Here is a 17,820-nt window from a genome sequence, read left to right as displayed (position 1 = left end):
ATCCCGATCATTCGGCCGGGATGGCGCTTTCTTCGATGCTCAGCGGATGAGGCAGGCTGTTCAGCATCTCCTTGGGACAGACCTGCAGGAAATTGGCCCGCTCCAGATCCCAATGCTGCAGGATGTCGGCCCCCTTGCGGCTGCCCGTCTCGGCCACGTGGCGCTCGATCAACCCCTTCAGCTGGGCCTCCCAATGGTCCACCGTGACCGGGCAGTTCACCAATGTTTCCATGTTCATCACGCTCGCCGCCTGACCATCCGGGTCATACAGATAGGCCATGCCGCCGGTCATGCCCGCGCCAAAGTTGGCCCCGATGCTGCCCAGGATCACCGCAATCCCGCCGGTCATATATTCACACCCATTGGTGCCACAGCCTTCGATCACCACGGATGCACCCGAATTGCGCACCGCAAACCGTTCCCCGGCGCGACCGGCGGCAAACAGATGCCCATCGGTGGCCCCATACAGAACCGTATTGCCGATGATGGTGTTTTCGGACGCATTCAATGGGCTGACCTGCGGTGGGCGCACCACGATGGTGCCGCCCGACAGACCCTTGCCGACATAATCATTGGCATCGCCCGACACTTCCAGCTTCAGCCCCGGTGCTGCAAACGCGCCCAACGACTGCCCGGCAGACCCCTGCAGCTTCACCGTCAGATGATCCGGCTGGAACGCATTGCGCATCCCAAAGTTGCGCACGATATGCGACGATGTCCGCGTGCCCACGGTCCGATGGGTGTTCTGCACTGCATAGGACAGCTGCATTTTCTCGCCATCCTGCAGGAACCGCGCCGCATCGCGCACGATTTCCGCGTCCAGCGTATCGGGCACCGCGTTGCGGTCCTTGTCGCGGTTGTACACGATGTCGGCTGCGCCATCGACGGTGATCAACAGCGGGTTCAGGTCCAGATCGTCCAGATGTGCGGACCCCCGGCTGACCTGCGCCAACAGATCGGCCCGACCGATCACCTCGTCCAGCGACCGCGCTCCGATGCTGGCCAGGATCTCGCGGACTTCCTGTGCGTAGAACGTGATCAGATTGACCACCTTGTCGGCGCTGCCGGTGAATTTGTCGCGCAGCGCCTGATCCTGGGTACAGACCCCAACCGGGCAGGTGTTGCTCTGGCACTGACGCACCATGATACAGCCCATGGCGATCAACGCCGCCGTGCCGATGCCGTATTCCTCGGCCCCCAGCATCGCGGCCATGACAATGTCACGGCCAGTGCGCAGACCGCCATCGGTCCGCAGGGTGACGCGTTCGCGCAGGTTGTTCATCGACAGAACCTGATGCGCTTCGGTCAGACCCATTTCCCACGGCAGACCCGCATATTTGATCGACGTCGCAGGCGACGCCCCGGTGCCACCATTGTGGCCCGAAATCAGGATGATGTCGGCCTTGGCCTTGGCCACACCGGCGGCAATCGTGCCCACCCCGGATGACGCCACCAATTTCACCGTCACCTTACAGCACGGGTTGATCTGCTTCAGATCGTAAATCAGCTGCGCCAGATCCTCGATCGAATAGATGTCGTGGTGCGGCGGTGGTGAAATCAGGGTCACGCCCTTGGTCGAATGACGCAGACGCGCGATCAGGTCGGTGACCTTCATGCCCGGCAGCTGGCCACCCTCGCCCGGTTTTGCACCCTGGGCCACCTTGATTTCCAGCTCTTCACACTGGTTCAGATATTCGGCGGTCACACCAAACCGGCCCGATGCCACCTGTTTGATCTTGGCGGATGGATTGTCGCCATTGGGTTCGGGCACGAAATGCGCCGGATCTTCGCCGCCCTCGCCGCTGTCAGACTTTGCCCCAATCCGGTTCATCGCCACGTTCAGCGTCTTGTGCGCCTCCGGGCTCAGCGCGCCCAACGACATGCCCGGTGTCACGAACCGCTTGCGGATCGCTGTGATCGATTCGACCTCTTCGATCGGCACCGATTTGCCCAGCGGTTTGATGTCCAACAGATCCCGCAGATGGATCGGTGGGTTGCTCTGCATCTTGGCTGAATACTGTTTCCACAGCTCAAACGACGCGCGATTGCACGCCATCTGCAACATATGCATCGACGTGGCTTCCCACGCGTGGGTTTCGCCGGATTTGCGCGCCTTGTAGAACCCGCCAATCGGCAGCACGTCCAACCCGCTGGTCCAGCCCTTGGCGTGGATCTCTTCGGCCTTGGACTGAATACCGGTGACACCGATGCCCGAAATCCGGCTGGTCATGCCGGGGAAGAATTCGGCGCACATGGCACGGCTCAGACCCACGGCTTCGAAATTCAGACCGCCGCGATAGGACGAAATCACCGAAATCCCCATCTTGGCCATGATTTTCAACAGACCCTGGTCGATGGCTTCGCGATAACGTGCGACGTTTTCGGTCAACGTCCCGTCCAACAACCCGCGCTCGATTCGGTCGGCAATCGAATCTTCGGCCAGATAGGCGTTCACGACCGTGGCGCCACAGCCGATCAACACGGCAAAATAATGCGGGTCGATACATTCGGCGGCCCGCACGTTCAACGAACAGAAGGTGCGCAGCCCCTTGCGGGTCAGATGCGAATGCACCGCCGATGTGGCCAGAATCATCGGCATCGCGACCTTGCCCGGCCCCGAATGTTCATCCGTCAGCACCAGATGCCCAGCGCCCGACCGCACGGCGTCCTCGGCCTCGGACCGGATCCGGGCCAGCGCCGCGCTCAGCGCGCCGGTGCCCGGTTCAAACGAACAGTCGATTTCCGCCATCGGCGCATTGAACGCCGCTTCCAGCTTGTCCCATTGGGAATTGCCGACAAAGGGGCTTTCCAGCACGATGATCTCGGTCTGGCTGCTGTCTTCGTCCAGCACGTTCTTCAGGTTGCCGAACCGGGTTTTCAGCGACATCACCCGGAATTCACGCAACGAATCGATCGGCGGGTTGGTCACCTGGCTAAAGTTCTGGCGAAAGAAGTGGCTCAGCGGACGATACATTTTCGACAGCACGGCGGACGGGGTGTCATCCCCCATCGAAGCCAGCGTTTCCTTGCCGTCCTCGGCCATCGGGGACAGGATCTGCTCCAGCTCCTCCACCGAATACCCCGCCGCGATCTGACGCTTGCGCAGCTCTTCGCCGGTGAACAGCGGTGTTTCCTCGACCCCGTTCAGATCCTCTTCGAGATTGTGGATCTTACCGACCCATTCCCCAAACGGACGCGATCCCGCCAGGGTGTCCTTGATTTCGGTATCGTGGAACAATTTGCCTTCGGCCATATCGACGGCGATCATCTGCCCCGGACCCAATGCGCCCTTTTCGACAACACCAGCCTCGTCGATCGGCACCATGCCGGCCTCGGATCCCGCGATCAGCAACCCGTCACCTGTCACCACATAACGCATCGGGCGCAGCCCGTTGCGGTCCAGACCGGCACAGACCCACCGCCCATCGGTCATCGCCAAAGCAGCCGGGCCATCCCAGGGTTCCATCACCGAATTGCAATAGGAATACATGTCGATCCACGGCTGTGGCAGATCCACCGCCTGTTTCGACCAACTTTCCGGCACCAGCATGGTTTTTGCCATCGGCGCCGACCGGCCCGCGCGCACCATGACTTCGAACACCGCATCCAACGCCGCCGAATCCGACGATCCGCCCTGCACGATCGGTTTGATGTCCTCGGCCATTTCGCCAAAGAACGACGACGCCATGCGGATCTCGTGGCTCTTCATCCAGTTCAGATTGCCCCGCAGCGTGTTGATCTCGCCGTTATGGGCCAACATGCGGAACGGCTGGGCCAGCCACCACTGGGGGAAGGTATTGGTCGAATACCGCTGGTGATACAGCGCGAATGCCGATTCGAACCGCTCGTCCATCAGGTCCGGGTAGAACACCGCCACCTGTTCGGCCAGCATCATGCCCTTGTAGATGATCGACCGGCACGACAACGACGCGATATACAGACCGGTCACATTGTCAGCAGCCGCAGCCTTTTCGATGCGGCGACGGATCACATACAGCTCGCGCTCGAATGTGTCTTCGTCGACGCCCTTGGTGTTGGAAATCAGGATCTGTTCGATCTCGGGGCGGGTCGCATTGGCCTTTTCCCCCAAACAAGTCACATCCACCGGCACATGCCGCCAGCCATAGATGTAATAGCCCATGCGCAGAACTTCGGATTCCACGATGGTCCGGCACCGTTCCTGGGCCCCAAAATCGGTGCGCGGCAGAAACACCTGCCCAACGGCCATCAGCTGATCCATGCGCGGTTCGTGACCGGTACGGCGGATCTGGTCGTAAAAGAACGACACAGGGATCTGCACGTGAATGCCCGCGCCATCGCCGGTCTTGCCATCCGCATCCACAGCACCGCGGTGCCAGATCGCTTTCAGCGCATCAATCCCGGCTTCGACCACCTTGCGGCTTTTCTTGCCGTCAACCGACACCACCAGACCAACGCCGCACGAAGAATGCTCTTCTTCCTCGGCATAGAGACCGTTTTCGGCCATCCACTTGCGCTTTTCTTCTTCGGCGCGCACCCAATTGGCATCAAATTTGGTCATTGCTTGTCTCCTTGGTCGTGCGATGCGTCCTCGGGCGCGAACAGCGCCAGGGTTTCCGCTTCGGTAAACTGTTTCCGGTCTTTGGGCAGATCGTTGGCCGATGTTTTGCGATCCACAAAAAATTCATGTCCCAGCGTCATGCCGCTGGTGTCGTCGAACAGGCCCAGGGCCATGTTATGGGTCTTGGGCTCGAACTCCGGTTCCGTCACCCGGTACCACAGCGGCGATCCGCAGCTCTCGCAATTGGCGCGTTCGGCCCACTCGGACGTCTGGACGCGTCTGATATGGTCCTGACCGGTCAAATCCAGATCGCCGGACACAACCGACACCCCGTTGAACATGTTCCCGGACCAGCGTTTGCACATGTCGCAATGACAGGCCCCGAATACCTGGGGCACATTGCGCGCGACAAAACGGACGCGACCGCACATGCAATGTCCGGTTCTGGTCTGGCTCATGTCGACCCCTCGACCGGTGCAGGCGCAAAGGCATCAATCACATCCGCCTCGGTCATCTTGCGGCAATTGCCGTCAAACCCATAGCCGTCCGGCTTCTTGTCCACATAGATTTCCAGCTTGAGCCGGGCACCAGCGGCATCTTCAAACAGACCAGCCGACATCTGGGTCTGGCCCTGATGCGATCCGGGGCCCGTCATCCGGTACCACAGCGACGATCCGCATTGGCCACAAAACGCCCGCTCTGCCCAACTGGACGACTGATAGGTTTTCACCGGGCCCAGCGCCGCATAGCCCTGCGCCGCCTGAAAGCTCAGGAATGGGCCGCTGCCCCAGCGTTGGCACATTTCACAATGACAGGCGGCCAGCGCAGACCGGTCCGGGGTCGCAGTGACCGTGACCGCACCACACAAACATTGGCCTCTCAATTCAGTCATGACATCTGTCCCCTTGGCGATGGGTCACACCGGGTGACCTTTTGGCTGTGTTGCAGCATTTCTTCTGCGTTGCGGCGGTGTACGGGTGGTGCACGCAAGGTGCACGCATGTCACCCCCCGGTTACCAGGTCATTCTGCTGCAACTGCAGCCTTGGCATTCAAACGCGCAATGATCGCGTCGGCACAGTCGCGCCCGTCCTTGATCGCCCAGACCACCAACGACGCACCACGTACGATGTCACCCACCGCATAGACCCCGTCCATGTCGGTTTCCCCGGTCTGGAACGCCGCCTTGATGGTGCCCCAGCGGGTCACCGGCAACTCGGGCTGATCCCACAATGTCGGCAGGTCTTCGGGCTCGAATCCCAGTGCCTTGATCACCAAATCGGCCTCTTCGACATAATCCGCGCCTTCGATCACCTCCGGGGCCTGACGGCCGGTGGCATCGGGCTGGCCCAGACGCATTTTCTGCACCATCACCCCGGTGACCTTGCCCTTGGCGTCGGTGAATCCCTTGGGCGCGCTCAGCCATTCGAACACCACGCCTTCTTCTTCGGCGTTCTGGGTTTCGCGCTGTGATCCCGGCATGTTGGCCCGGTCACGACGATACAGGCATTTGACCGAAGTCGCGCCCTGACGCACGGAGGTCCGCACACAATCCATGGCCGTGTCGCCACCACCGATGACGACGACCTTTTTGCCCTCGGCATTCAACCGCCCGGAATCGAACTCCTTGACCGCATCGCCAAAGCTTTTGCGGTTGGACGCGGTCAGGAAATCAATCGCCTTTTCAATGCCTTTGGCCCCGCTGCCCGGCATCGACAGGTCGCGGGATTTATAGACACCGGTAGCAATGATGATGGCGTCATGTTTGGCCCGCACAGCATCAAATGTGACGTCGTCGCCAATGTCACAATTCAGCTCGAATGTGACCCCGCCTGCGGCCAACAGATCATTGCGCCGCTGCACCACGTCCTTTTCCAATTTAAAGCCGGGGATGCCGTACATCAGCAACCCGCCGGCACGGTCGGACCGGTCATAGACCGTCACCTGAATACCGGCGCGGCGCAGCATATCCGCTGCTGCCAACCCACCGGGACCGGCCCCGATGATGCCAACGCTTTCAGTGCGCTCTGCTGCGGGAACGATGGGTTTGACCCACCCCTGATCCCACGCCGTATCGGTGATATATTTTTCGACCGCACCAATGGTGACAGTGCCGTGGCCGGATTGCTCGATCACGCAGTTGCCTTCACACAGGCGGTCCTGCGGACAGATACGACCACAGATCTCGGGAAAGGTATTGGTGGCCTGGCTGGTGGCATAGGCCTCTTCCATCCGCCCGGTGGCGGTCAGACGCAGCCAGTCTGGGATATTGTTGTGCAGCGGGCAATGCGACTGGCAATAGGGCACGCCACATTGGCTGCACCGGCTGGCCTGTTCCTCGGCCTTGGCGGCGGCGTACTCTGCATAAATCTCATCGAAGTCATTTTTGCGGAGAGTCGCTGCACGCTTTTGCGGCATGTCGCGGTCGATCTGCACAAATTTGAGCATTGGCTGCTTTGCCATGGCTGGGACTCCGTCGTTTGGCTGGCTTCGGCTGGTGATAAACCGTAGCGTTGCGGATTAAAAGTCAACTATGCTGACCTAAATTTCGATCTCAGCTTTGATTTGCCCAAGCTTTGCCAAAATGTACAGCATTTTTAGGCTTCATATCGGACCTATTTATTTCCTTCCCTTTAAAAACAGGCACTTTATACCGATCCCTAAACCCACACGCCCCCTCAATACTCCTCAGGTTTTTTGCCTCATGCCGCTTTTTCAATTGATACTCGTTGCCGTGATCCAGGGTATCACCGAATTTTTGCCCATTTCGTCCTCTGGTCACCTGATTCTGTTGCCCAGCCTGACCGGACTGGACGACCAGGGACAAACCATCGACGTGGCGGTTCATGTGGGCACCCTGGTGGCCGTGGTCATCTATTTCTGGCGCGACGTTTCAACAGGCCTGGCAGGGCTACCGCGGCTCGCCATGGGGCGATGCGATACACCGGGGGCAAAGCTGGCGCTGGGCCTGATCATTGCCACGATCCCGACCGTGATCGCCGGGGCGATCCTGCATGTCACCGGGCTCAGCGATGCCATGCGGTCCATGACCGTCATCGGCTGGACCATGTTGGGATTCGGCGTGGTTCTGTATTGGGCCGACACCCACAGCCCGTCCACCAACACGGCCAAAGACTGGACAGCAAAACATGCGCTGATCATGGGGCTGTGGCAGGTTCTGGCCTTGCTCCCAGGCACCTCTCGGTCCGGCATCACCATTACCGGTGCCCGCACCCTGGGATATGACCGCACCGATGCGGCACGCCTGTCGATGCTGATGTCGATCCCTACGATTCTGGCCTCGGGCATCCTGCTGGGCACCCAAGTCGCGGTCCAGGCAGACACCGGCGTCATCCGGGATGCGCTGATCGCAGCCGGGCTTGCCTGTGTTTCAGCCTTGGCCGCGCTAAGCCTGATGATGCGGTTGCTGCAAAGCGTCAGCTTCACCCCATATGTGATCTATCGGGTGGTTCTGGGATCCGTTCTGCTGATCATCGCCTACAGCAACTAAGGGGTGCGCCACAGCCCGGCAATCCCGACCCCCATGCAAAAGAAAACGCGCCAACCTGATTGGCTGACGCGCTGCATTGTTCCAGTGTCCAAGACACCCGTCAGGTTTGCAGGTTCTTGGCCGAATCCTTGATCGCATCATATTGACCCGAAGGCCGGAATTTCCACAGGTAATCCGGCAGAACCGACGCCAGAGTTACCGGCTTGATCCCCAGCTCAGCAAAGCTGTTCGCATCTTCGGCCACAACATTGTCGGTCTTCAGGCTGCGCACCTGATCACGCGTCAGGATGTTGTTGGAAATCAGCTGGAAGCTGACAAATTGCACGATATCCAGGCTACCGGCCAACAGGCGCGCGACAAATCCGGGCATCGGCAATACCAAACGGCGACGGTGAATCACGTCCAGCATCTGGTCGAGCAGCGCCCCGAGCGATTTGACCTCTGGGCCACCCAATTCATAGATACCGCCCGGCACTTCGCCCAACAGCCCTTTGACCGCTGCTTTGGCCACATCATCCACATAAACCGGCTGAAACAGCGTGTCGGCCCCGGCAATCGGCAAAACCGGACCAAACCGGGTTGTCCCGGCAAAGAAGTTAAAGAACCCGTCTTCGGCCCCAAAGATAACCGACGGGCGCAGGATCATGGCACCCGGCATATGCGCCAGAACAGCGGCTTCGCCAGCGGCCTTGCTGCGGGAATACGCGCTCGCGGCCTCTGCATCCGCGCCAATTGCGGACAGGTGCACCATTGTGGCGATACCCTGATCAGCTGCGATCCGGGCAATCCGCCCAGCGCCCTGGACATGCACCTCGTCAAATGTGCTCTTGCCGGTTTCGTTGAGAATTCCGACACAGTTCACGACCGCATCCGCATCCTGCATAACGGCGGCGACCGATGCATCATCGCGGACATTGCAGAACACGGGTTCAACCTGCCCCACGACACCATAAGGTTTGACATGCATTGCCTCGTTCGGGCGACGCACGGCGACGCGAACGCGCCAACCTTCTTTGGCCATGCGGCGCGCAATATAACGCCCGACAAAGCCTGAACCGCCGTAAATCGTGACCAGCTTGGACATGGTATGGCTCCTGCGAGTTAGCTTTGACACCGATCTACCGCTCTGAACCCCGGCAAACAAGGCGCAAAACGCCGCTTTTGCAGGCTTCGCTGCGTTGCCGCCGATACGGCACCATTTTTTTCCACAGGAATGTTCAAGAAGTTTGAAAAAAATCGGATTATTCCGATTGACACCCTCAGCGACTGGGCTTAAACGCCCCCTCACGACACCTGCCCAGGTGGCGGAATGGTAGACGCGCTAGCTTCAGGTGCTAGTGTCCTTTTGGACGTGGAGGTTCGAGTCCTCTCCTGGGCACCAAATTCCCCGATCGAAATCTCACAGATAAAATCCAGCTCCGCCACGAATCGCGGTGCTTTGTCGGACTATCGGGTCTGTGCATCAGCGGGGAATGGCGAACGGCGCGATTGCAGGTGCCCGCCCGTTGAGTTTGCCCGCCAAAGCGCCTATCTCAGTCCCGATCCATATATTCTCCAAAGGGACGACATCGTGGCCAACCATCTGTACAAAAACGATCTGCCCGATGGGCTGGATATGGGCCCAATCGTGGCCATCGACTGTGAAACCATGGGGTTGAACCCGCATCGCGACCGCCTGTGTGTGATCCAGATGTCCGGAGGCGACGGCAATGCACATATCGTGCAGGTCGAAAAAGGCCAGACCCAAGCCCCCAACCTGTGCGCAATGCTGACCGACCCCAACGTGCTCAAGCTGTTTCATTTCGGCCGGTTTGACATTGCCGCCATGTACAATGCCTTTGGCGCGCTGACCGCCCCGGTCTATTGCACCAAAATCGCGAGCCGGCTGGTACGCACCTATACAGACCGCCATGGGCTCAAGAACCTGACACAAGAGTTGATCGGGGTCGACATTTCCAAACAGCAGCAAATGAGTGATTGGGGGGCCGAAACCCTGACCAATGCGCAACTGGAATATGCCGCATCCGATGTTCTGCACCTGCACCGTCTGCGTGAACAGCTGGACAAACGTTTGGCCCGCGAAGGACGTACCGAGATGGCCCAGGCCTGTTTCGACTTTTTGCCCATGCGGGCAAAGCTGGACCTGGCAGGCTGGCCCGAAATCGACATTTTTGCACACTCATGAGCGGGTTTCAGGACACCGCCCGCCGGGTTGTCGGCATCGAAGCCCAGGCACTGAGCCTGCTGGCTGACAGCCTGGATGACAGCTTTGACCAGGCCGTGGACACGTTGCTGAATGCAACAGGTCGGGTGATCATCTCGGGCATGGGCAAGTCGGGCCATATCGCGCGCAAGATTGCGGCGACCCTGGCATCGACCGGAACTCCGGCGCATTTCGTACATCCGGCCGAGGCCAGCCATGGGGATCTGGGCATGATGGCCCAGGGCGACGTGGCGTTGGTGCTGTCGAACTCTGGCGAAACACCAGAGCTGGCCGATATGGTCGCCTATACCCGCCGTTTTGCCATTCCGTTGATCGGTGTGGCCAGCCGGGCGGAATCGACCCTGTTGAAGCAGTCCGATGTGGCGCTGTTGCTGCCCGCGGCGCCCGAAGCCTGCGGATCCGGCATCGTTCCGACCACGTCGACCACCATGACATTGGCGCTGGGTGATGCCCTGGCCATTGCGTTGATGGAACACCGCCAGTTCACACCCGAACATTTCCGTGAATTCCACCCGGGTGGCAAACTGGGCGCACGGCTGAGCAAGGTTCAGGACCTGATGCATACCGGCAATGAGTTGCCGCTGGTTCAGTTGGACACCCCGATGGGCGATGCGTTGATCGAAATCAGCCAAAAGGGGTTTGGCGTCACGGGTGTAGTGGGCGCAGACGGGGGGCTTGTCGGTATCATTACCGATGGCGACTTGCGCCGAAACATGGACGGGTTGCTGGCGCTGAGCGCCAAAGACGTCATGACCCGCGATCCTGCCACGATACGCCCCGGTGCGCTCGCCGAAGAAGCCGTTGCCTTCATGAACACCAATTCGCCACGCATCACCTGTCTGATGGTTGTGGATTCCGACACAGGTGGCGACCCGATCGGGCTGCTGCATATCCACGATTGTTTGCGCGTCGGATTGGGATAGGACAGTGGACGGCTATTCCCGCATTGTTGCCTTTCTCAAGGTGCTGCTGCCGCTGGCAGCACTGGGTTTGCTGTCGACCCTGTTCCTGATTTCGCGCGGCAGCGAGACCGAAACCAAAATTCCCTTTGCCAAACGTGAAATCGAAGAGCGCACCCGCGACCAACAGGTTACGGCCCCGTTCTTTTCCGGCACCACAGCGCAGGGGGATGAGATCATGGTCACGGCCAGCCTGGCCCGTCCGGGCGGCAATGACACTCCCGCAGTTGCCACCGATCTGAATGCCCGCATCCGCATGGCAGACGGGTCGGAAATGACCCTGCAATCAGATACGGGACGGGTGCGGTTGGACAAGGACAAGGCCAGCTTTATCGGCAACGTCGAAATCGTGTCGTCGACCGGGATCGTCATCAACACCGATCGTCTGAACACCGCATTGAGCGGCGTGTCCGGAAACAGCCCCGGACCAATCACCGGAGCCGGTCCAATCGGTGACTTTACGGCTGGAACGATGCATTTTTCATCAAAAAGTGAAGGTGGCCCCGTGCACATGCTTTTCAATGAGGGCGTGAAGCTGATATACACCCCCCAAAAGCCGGAAAGATAACCTGTGATCTACTTGCGTCGCCTTCTAATTTCACTGACCTTCATGGCGACTGGCGCCGTGGCGGCGGCAGAAGGGACCAATGTCGCCTTTGGCGCAGTCAAGGCGGACCCATCGTTGCCGGTCGAAGTCACCGCCGACAATCTGGACGTCAATCAGGGAAACGGATCTGCGGAATTCACCGGAAATGTCCTGGTGAACCAGGGCGTGATGAAGCTGTCTGCCGCCCGGGTTCTTGTGATCTACAACCAAGAAGCCAGCAGCATTCAACGGCTGGAAGCAACCGGAGACGTTTTGCTGGTCAATGGCCCCGACGCCGCAGAAGCGGAGCGGGCGGATTACACCATCGACAGCGGTGTCATCGAAATGAGCGGCAATGTTCTGTTGACCCAGGGTCCCAATGCGTTGACCTCGGACCGGATGACCGTACATCTGACCGATGGAACGGCTCAGATGATCGGCCGCGTTAAAACTGTTCTCAATTCCGACGGCAACAACTGATGGCGCGCCCCAATTTGACTGTAACGTCGGGGTCCTCGGGGCTGCGTATCGACAAGCTGCGCAAATCCTATCGCAAACGCATCGTGATCCGGGATGTGTCCATGACGTTGGACCGGGGCGAAGTCGTGGCCCTGTTGGGCCCCAACGGCTCTGGAAAAACCACCAGCTTCTATGCGATTGCCGGTTTGATTTTCCCCGAGGCCGGCACTGTGACGATTGATGGCCAGAACGCCACCAGCCTGCCAATGTATCGTCGCGCGCGCATGGGTATCGGTTATCTCCCACAGGAAATGTCGATTTTCCGCGGGCTGTCGGTCGAAGACAATATCACCGCCGTTCTGGATATCTCGCAGCGCGATCGCCACAAGCGGCGTGAACGGCTCGAAGAGTTGTTGTCAGAGTTTTCCATCGAGCACCTGCGCCGCGCCCCTGCATTGGCCCTGTCGGGCGGTGAACGTCGCCGGGTCGAAATCGCCCGTTGCCTGGCCGCTGACCCCAAATACCTGTTGCTGGATGAACCATTCGCAGGCGTTGACCCAATCAGCGTGGGAGACATCCGCCATCTGGTTGCCGACCTCAAAAAACGCGGGATTGGCGTGCTGATCACCGACCATAACGTGCGCGAAACGCTCGAGATCGTGGATCGGGCATATATTCTGCACGACGGGCAGGTTCTGATGTCAGGCACCCCGGACGAGGTGGTCGACAACGAAAACGTGCGCCGTGTTTATCTGGGTGACAATTTTCGGATTTCGTAAACCGTCAGGCGACGCTCCCGCCCGCACGGATTGCTTTTGAAAAAGCATCCGGTGCCGTTGGGCCACGCAGCGCGCGGTCGCGCGCTGAACACAGACCCCAGCGGATCGCGCACGCATAGCAGACCCAGCCCCATACGCGTCTGGCGCAGACCTGCGATGTTTTGCCGGTTTCCCGACCCCGGAAAAAGATTCCGGTAAAACCGCACTGGATTGCATTGACACTTTGGATCAGTTGCGCCTGAATTGGAGTATGGCAAACACGCTGTTTTCTGCGCATCCGGATCTGACCTTTCTCCAAAGGTCTGGACACATGCAATCAGCGGGTCGGCCTATTCCCCTCATCTTTGGCTGGTAGCGGACCCGTCTGATTGGATGGCCGTGCTGAAGATGAAAATACGTGAAGGAGACCACATGCGTTACCAAATCAGTGGAAAGCAAATCGACATTGGCGAAGCTCTGCAAACCCATGTGCAGACCGAGTTGAACGAAGCGGTGAAAAAATATGCCGAACGTCCGACAGACGCCAATGTGGTGTTTTCCCGTTCGGCGCATGAATATGTGTGCGAAACCACAATTCATCTGTCCACTGGCCTGACCGCTCAGGCAAAAGCCCATGCGAACGAGATCTACGCCGCATTCGAAGGCTGCTGTGACAAGATGGAAACCCAGCTACGTCGATACAAGCGCCGACTCAAGGATCATCACAAGGATCGCTCCGAACCGGTTGAACTCTTCGGTGCAGCCTCTTATATCCTCGCATCGGAGGAGCAAACAGAAGAGACCGAACCAGAATCGTTGCAGCCAATCATCGTGGCAGAGATGGAAACCAAGATTCCGTCCCTGACCGTGGGAGAAGCTGTCATGCAAATGGAACTGGCCGGGGCACCTGTTTTGATCTTCCGGAACGAGAAGAAGGATGGATTGAACGTCGTATATCGTCGCGAAGACGGTAATATCGGTTGGATCGATCCATAATCAACCTGACCCAGCGCATCCGAGAATGCGATAGCGGAGCAAGCAACAATGGAACTTTCGAGCATCCTCGCACCTGAGGCCGTAAAGGTTATTGCCTCTGCGTCGAGTAAGAAACGCCTGTTCCAGGACATATCTGATGTGGCCCAGTCCGCCTATGGGCTGGACGCACAGACAACGCTCGAAGCTCTGCTGGAGCGCGAAAGCCTTGGCCCAACTGGTGTGGGCCATGGCGTTGCATTGCCCCATGCGCGTCTGGAAGATCTGGACCAGGTAACCGGCGTATTTGTGATTCTAGAAAAGCCTCTGGATTTCGGTGCCGTGGATCGTCAGCCGGTCGATGTCGCATTTGCATTGTTTGCGCCTGAACAGGCCGGAGTTGAACATCTCAAGGCGTTGGCTTTGGTGTCGCGTACACTGCGCGAAGCCTCGGTCTGCACCAAATTGCGGGCCAATTTGGACGCCGCGACGCTGTACACTATTCTGACCGAAGGCCAATCTGTTCAGGCTGCCTGATAGGCGTTTTGCGCATCCGGTCTGCAAAGGTCCTTGCAGCGACATGTAACGGACTGGTGCTGTGTCAGGAAAATCGCGCATTTCCTCTTATGTCATTTGCACCACCCCGCGCAGCGGCAGTACGCTGTTGTGCACATTGCTGAAAGCAACGGGTATTGCTGGAAACCCAGACTCTCATTTTCACAGCACGTCGCTGGATGGATGGTTGCAGGCCTATGGGGTGCGCACGACGGAACCATCTGCGCAACAGGCGGTACGAACGGTCGTAAATGCAGCCATAGAAATCGGTACGGGCGATACAGGGGTATTTGGTCTCAGGATACAGAGGGCAAGCTTTGATCATTTCATTCAGCAAATCGGCGGTCTCCACCCACAAGCCGATTGCGATCTGGATCGCATTCAGGCCTCTTTTGGATCGACCCGTTTTATCCACCTGACCCGAAGCAACAAGATGGAACAAGCGATCTCGTTGGTCAAAGCCACTCAAACCGGGCTTTGGCACAGGGCCGCGGACGGGAGCGAGTTGGAACGCCTGTCTGCGCCCAAGCCGCCTGTCTATGATCCCCAACAGATAGAGAAAACGCTCTTGGAGCTCATTGAGATGGAGCGGGCGTGGGAAGGTTGGTTCATGCAGGAGGGGCTATCTCCTATGCGCATTTCCTATGATGAACTTTCCGCCAACCCTGCCGATACTCTGGCAAAGTGTCTGAATTTCCTGGGTCTCGCATCACAATATGGGGAAGATATTCTACCCCCAACCGCGAAGCTCGCAGATGCACTGAGCCAAGAATGGGCCGAACGATTCCGCGCCGAATATCCCGCGTATTTTCAGAATTAAGTTTTTGATAGGTTGAGAGGAGCATACCCAATCATTTGATCTGAATTTTGTCGTTATTTCCCAATATTGGATACCTTTTCCCGCGCGCGTCTGGGTAAATATGCGCCATCTTAATTTGGAGATGTCCCATGTGCCGGTTTCTCGCCTGGAGCGGTGCTCCGCGTTATCTTGATGAGCTGGTTTTGAACCAGGAACAGTCGCTGGTCGCGCAAAGTCGAAATGCTTTGATCGGCAAGACGGCCATCAATGCCGATGGGTTTGGTTTGGCCTGGTATTCGGATCGCAACAATCCCTGTTTCTACAAGGATACGCACCCGGCGTGGTCTGATGCCAATCTCAAACAACTGACACATCATACCCGTTCGGGGTTGTTTTTGGCCCATGTACGGGCATCAACCGGAACGGCAACATCGCGCAACAATTGCCATCCTTTCGGCTATGGCCGGTGGTGCTTTATGCACAATGGCCAGGCCGGAGGGCATGACGCCATCCGCCAACAGCTGGATGGCATGATTCCGGCCTCTCTGTACGGAGACAGGTTGGGGGCCACGGAAAGCGAGGCCATTTTTCTGATCGCTTTGGGCGAAGGGCTGGATCAAAATCCAATCGCGGCAATGGCGCGGGCCGTTGCGCGGGTAGAATCCCTGTCCCGCGACAGCGGTGCCCTTCCGTTCATGCGATTTGCAGCCTGCTGGTCAGATGGAGAACGCCTGTTCGCGGCGCGCTATGCGTCGGACCGTCACGCCCCCAGCCTGTTCTATCGCAAATGTAAAACCGGCATTATCATCTCTTCGGAGCCGTTGGATGCTGACAATGGTGAATGGATCGAGATCGCTGCCGGTACCGCGATTGAAACACAGGGCACGGTCCTGACGTCCCACCCCTTTGCACCGGGAGTGGCCGCGACATCTCCGCAGATCCGGGGTCAGCACGACGCGGCCTCGTCAGCTGCCTGATGCCAGAACCCGGCTCATCCAGCTGACCTGTGAGGTAATCACATTTTCTTCCACGGTCCGAACCCGAACATAACGTAATCGCGCTGATAGATGTCTGCCACGACCTCTTCGAGGGTCTTGTCATAAATCTCGGCCAGACCAAATGGCGCGTTTTCAGCATCCCCGGTCAAAACCGGCACGGGTGGTTCGACATGCCCATAGCGCTGCGCCATCAAAGGCAACATTTCGGCCAGCTCCTCTTCGCGCAGCACCATATCCGGTGAGTTGAAATCACCAAAACTGCTCAGGGCCTGGGCCTGCGTACACCACGCCGCATCGACACGAATCCCTGTCTGCCCTGCCAGGTTGGCTTTGACAAAGGCCAAAAACACCTCGAATGCGGCGCGATGATCGGATTTGCTATAACTCTTGTTTGGCCAATCCTTGGGGATCGGCAGTTGGAACTGGCGGCGCAGAGTATTGCGGATCTGGAGATAGCTGCCTTCGCCAGTTTGCAGAATTCGATAACAAAACACCGCATGTGCCCGCGCAACAGGATGGCGCAGCACGGTAAAGCTTCGGTGGCCAATGCTGCGGCGCTTCCATTGGCGCAGTTGTTTCTGGTTCATCTTGGTTGGCAACTTGTCAATCGCCACGCGGTCCAGATCGGCCATCCATTGAAGAACATCCTGTTCCGGTCCGCCGCGCATCGGCAGGTACAGCAACGGCGTTGCCACAGCCGCCACATACGATGGCACAGCGGCCCCGCGCCGGGGTTCGAAATTGGGCGTGCGTGACAGATTGAACCGGTCCATGCCACCGAGCGCAGAAATCATTTCATCTACGTTTGCCACTTTGGATGTGATCGGGGCCGGATTCTGCCGTTTCAAGCTTTTGTCCAGATGTTCCAGCTGATCATCGCATCCCAGCCAACGTGCCAACCCGTTCAGAACATCCAGGTCCTGAAGATCTTCGTACGGCATATAGAATGGCACCTGCGCGGATCGCTGCAACCGGTTCAGCAGTGTCACCTGAAAATCCTGCAGCGCCTCGACGTGGGCTCCAAATTCATCACCGTTGAAAACCGCCTGCGCTTCCTTGCGGCTTTTGACATTGGTGAGCTTCCATTGTCCGGTGGCCTTGGCGATCTTCCAGGATACGTAGCTCTCCAATGGATTCCGGGTCAGGATGATCTTGGCGCACCGGGGGTCGTCCATCACCAGCTCCAACACACGCGGATCATGGTCGTGAAAAAACCGGAACCCGCCCAGGGTTCCGGATTGCTGTTTGATCCGGTCAATCAATCTGGACGGATCAGCATCGCGTTCCGATTGGGTGACGCCCTGGATTTCGGTCGTGTTCGGGTAACCAATGAAATGAGGGTTGAAGGCCTCGCCGTGGCATTCAAGCCCTTGGAATGCATTCAGGTTGGTTTCCAGAAAATTCGATCCTGTTCGCATTTCCGCGAAAATAACAAAGTAATCAAAGCTGTTGGACATTCGA

The 17,820-nt window shown here is 58.4% G+C and carries 16 protein-coding genes and 1 tRNA gene; 11 read left to right on the top strand and 6 right to left on the bottom strand.

What is annotated here, in order from left to right:
- Window positions 1–7 precede the first annotated feature (7 nt).
- The 4 genes from gltB to QEZ52_RS01720 all read right to left on the bottom strand — a co-directional run bounded on the left by gltB (window position 8) and on the right by QEZ52_RS01720 (window position 7,001).
- Window positions 8–4,540, bottom strand: coding sequence for a glutamate synthase large subunit (gene gltB, locus QEZ52_RS01735; protein ID WP_406647436.1), 4,533 nt, complete (start codon window positions 4,538–4,540; stop codon window positions 8–10).
- Window positions 4,537–4,998 carry a GFA family protein gene (locus QEZ52_RS01730; RefSeq protein WP_406647434.1) on the bottom strand — a complete coding sequence of 154 codons (462 nt, stop codon included), beginning with the start codon at window positions 4,996–4,998 and terminating at the stop codon, window positions 4,537–4,539. The genes gltB and QEZ52_RS01730 overlap by 4 nt, the downstream gene beginning before the upstream one ends.
- Window positions 4,995–5,432 carry a GFA family protein gene (locus QEZ52_RS01725; RefSeq protein ID WP_406647432.1) on the bottom strand — a complete coding sequence of 146 codons (438 nt, stop codon included), beginning with the start codon at window positions 5,430–5,432 and terminating at the stop codon, window positions 4,995–4,997. Before QEZ52_RS01725 ends, QEZ52_RS01730 begins: the two co-directional genes overlap by 4 nt.
- 129 nt (window positions 5,433–5,561) lie before the next feature.
- A complete protein-coding gene (locus QEZ52_RS01720) occupies window positions 5,562–7,001 on the bottom strand; it encodes an NAD(P)-dependent oxidoreductase (protein ID WP_406647430.1) in 1,440 nt (479 codons plus the stop codon).
- A gap of 241 nt (window positions 7,002–7,242) precedes the next feature.
- Here QEZ52_RS01720 and QEZ52_RS01715 point away from each other — a divergent pair, with 241 nt between their 5' ends.
- Window positions 7,243–8,049, top strand: a complete 807-nt coding sequence (locus tag QEZ52_RS01715; protein ID WP_406647428.1) for an undecaprenyl-diphosphate phosphatase — start codon at window positions 7,243–7,245, stop codon at window positions 8,047–8,049.
- A 100-nt stretch (window positions 8,050–8,149) separates the two neighbouring features.
- Here QEZ52_RS01715 and QEZ52_RS01710 read toward each other — a convergent pair whose 3' ends face one another.
- The gene (locus QEZ52_RS01710) at window positions 8,150–9,133 is read right to left on the bottom strand and encodes a complex I NDUFA9 subunit family protein (RefSeq protein ID WP_406647426.1); all 984 of its coding nucleotides are present in this window, start codon (window positions 9,131–9,133) and stop codon (window positions 8,150–8,152) included.
- 211 nt (window positions 9,134–9,344) lie between these two features.
- On the opposite strand from QEZ52_RS01710, the gene QEZ52_RS01705 reads away from it, so the two are divergent.
- From QEZ52_RS01705 to QEZ52_RS01660, 10 genes are all read left to right on the top strand, one after another.
- Window positions 9,345–9,430, top strand: a tRNA-Leu gene (locus QEZ52_RS01705).
- Between the two features lie 189 nt (window positions 9,431–9,619).
- On the top strand, window positions 9,620–10,234 hold the full coding sequence (locus QEZ52_RS01700; RefSeq protein WP_406647424.1) for a ribonuclease D: 615 nt from the start codon (window positions 9,620–9,622) through the stop codon (window positions 10,232–10,234).
- On the top strand, window positions 10,231–11,196 hold the full coding sequence (locus QEZ52_RS01695; protein WP_406647422.1) for an SIS domain-containing protein: 966 nt from the start codon (window positions 10,231–10,233) through the stop codon (window positions 11,194–11,196). The genes QEZ52_RS01700 and QEZ52_RS01695 overlap by 4 nt, the downstream gene beginning before the upstream one ends.
- Before the next feature lie 4 nt (window positions 11,197–11,200).
- Window positions 11,201–11,800: a hypothetical protein gene (locus QEZ52_RS01690; protein WP_406647420.1), complete on the top strand. Its 600-nt coding sequence runs from the start codon at window positions 11,201–11,203 to the stop codon at window positions 11,798–11,800.
- A 42-nt stretch (window positions 11,801–11,842) separates the two neighbouring features.
- The gene (locus QEZ52_RS01685) at window positions 11,843–12,298 is read left to right on the top strand and encodes an LptA/OstA family protein (RefSeq protein ID WP_406650613.1); all 456 of its coding nucleotides are present in this window, start codon (window positions 11,843–11,845) and stop codon (window positions 12,296–12,298) included.
- Window positions 12,298–13,056, top strand: coding sequence for an ABC transporter ATP-binding protein (gene lptB / locus QEZ52_RS01680; RefSeq protein ID WP_406647419.1), 759 nt, complete (start codon window positions 12,298–12,300; stop codon window positions 13,054–13,056). The genes QEZ52_RS01685 and lptB overlap by 1 nt, the downstream gene beginning before the upstream one ends.
- Window positions 13,057–13,467: 411 nt before the next feature.
- Complete coding sequence (hpf, locus tag QEZ52_RS01675; protein ID WP_406650610.1) at window positions 13,468–14,031, top strand: HPF/RaiA family ribosome-associated protein; 564 nt, start codon at window positions 13,468–13,470, stop codon at window positions 14,029–14,031.
- Window positions 14,032–14,079: 48 nt separating this feature from the next.
- Window positions 14,080–14,544, top strand: a complete 465-nt coding sequence (locus tag QEZ52_RS01670; RefSeq protein WP_406647417.1) for a PTS sugar transporter subunit IIA — start codon at window positions 14,080–14,082, stop codon at window positions 14,542–14,544.
- A 61-nt stretch (window positions 14,545–14,605) separates the two neighbouring features.
- On the top strand, window positions 14,606–15,382 hold the full coding sequence (locus QEZ52_RS01665; protein ID WP_406647415.1) for a Stf0 family sulfotransferase: 777 nt from the start codon (window positions 14,606–14,608) through the stop codon (window positions 15,380–15,382).
- Window positions 15,383–15,510: 128 nt separating this feature from the next.
- Window positions 15,511–16,338 (top strand): class II glutamine amidotransferase, encoded by an 828-nt coding sequence (locus tag QEZ52_RS01660; protein WP_406647413.1) that lies wholly within the window; start codon window positions 15,511–15,513, stop codon window positions 16,336–16,338.
- Window positions 16,339–16,376: 38 nt separating this feature from the next.
- Here QEZ52_RS01660 and QEZ52_RS01655 read toward each other — a convergent pair whose 3' ends face one another.
- A complete protein-coding gene (locus tag QEZ52_RS01655) occupies window positions 16,377–17,816 on the bottom strand; it encodes a nodulation protein NodH (protein WP_406647410.1) in 1,440 nt (479 codons plus the stop codon).
- Window positions 17,817–17,820 lie beyond the last annotated feature (4 nt).

The organism is Aliisedimentitalea scapharcae, assembly GCF_045277565.1.
In the GTDB taxonomy this organism is placed as follows: Bacteria; Pseudomonadota; Alphaproteobacteria; order Rhodobacterales; family Rhodobacteraceae; genus Aliisedimentitalea; species Aliisedimentitalea scapharcae.
Note: the sequence above shows the minus strand (reverse complement) of the source record. Positions and strands in the feature narration are given on the sequence as shown.

Bases quoted from the DNA above. Each gene is read 5' to 3' on its own strand.
- QEZ52_RS01730 (WP_406647434.1), bottom strand. From the start codon at position 4,998: ATGAGCCAGACCAGAACCGGACATTGCATGTGCGGTCGCGTCCGTTTT.
- QEZ52_RS01660 (WP_406647413.1), top strand. From the start codon at position 15,511: ATGTGCCGGTTTCTCGCCTGGAGCGGTGCTCCGCGTTATCTTGATGAG.
- QEZ52_RS01715 (WP_406647428.1), top strand. From the start codon at position 7,243: ATGCCGCTTTTTCAATTGATACTCGTTGCCGTGATCCAGGGTATCACC.
- hpf (WP_406650610.1), top strand. From the start codon at position 13,468: ATGCGTTACCAAATCAGTGGAAAGCAAATCGACATTGGCGAAGCTCTG.
- QEZ52_RS01710 (WP_406647426.1), bottom strand. From the start codon at position 9,133: ATGTCCAAGCTGGTCACGATTTACGGCGGTTCAGGCTTTGTCGGGCGT.
- QEZ52_RS01720 (WP_406647430.1), bottom strand. From the start codon at position 7,001: ATGGCAAAGCAGCCAATGCTCAAATTTGTGCAGATCGACCGCGACATG.
- QEZ52_RS01655 (WP_406647410.1), bottom strand. From the start codon at position 17,816: ATGTCCAACAGCTTTGATTACTTTGTTATTTTCGCGGAAATGCGAACA.
- lptB (WP_406647419.1), top strand. From the start codon at position 12,298: ATGGCGCGCCCCAATTTGACTGTAACGTCGGGGTCCTCGGGGCTGCGT.
- QEZ52_RS01670 (WP_406647417.1), top strand. From the start codon at position 14,080: ATGGAACTTTCGAGCATCCTCGCACCTGAGGCCGTAAAGGTTATTGCC.
- QEZ52_RS01685 (WP_406650613.1), top strand. From the start codon at position 11,843: ATGGCGACTGGCGCCGTGGCGGCGGCAGAAGGGACCAATGTCGCCTTT.
- QEZ52_RS01725 (WP_406647432.1), bottom strand. From the start codon at position 5,432: ATGACTGAATTGAGAGGCCAATGTTTGTGTGGTGCGGTCACGGTCACT.
- QEZ52_RS01695 (WP_406647422.1), top strand. From the start codon at position 10,231: ATGAGCGGGTTTCAGGACACCGCCCGCCGGGTTGTCGGCATCGAAGCC.
- gltB (WP_406647436.1), bottom strand. From the start codon at position 4,540: ATGACCAAATTTGATGCCAATTGGGTGCGCGCCGAAGAAGAAAAGCGC.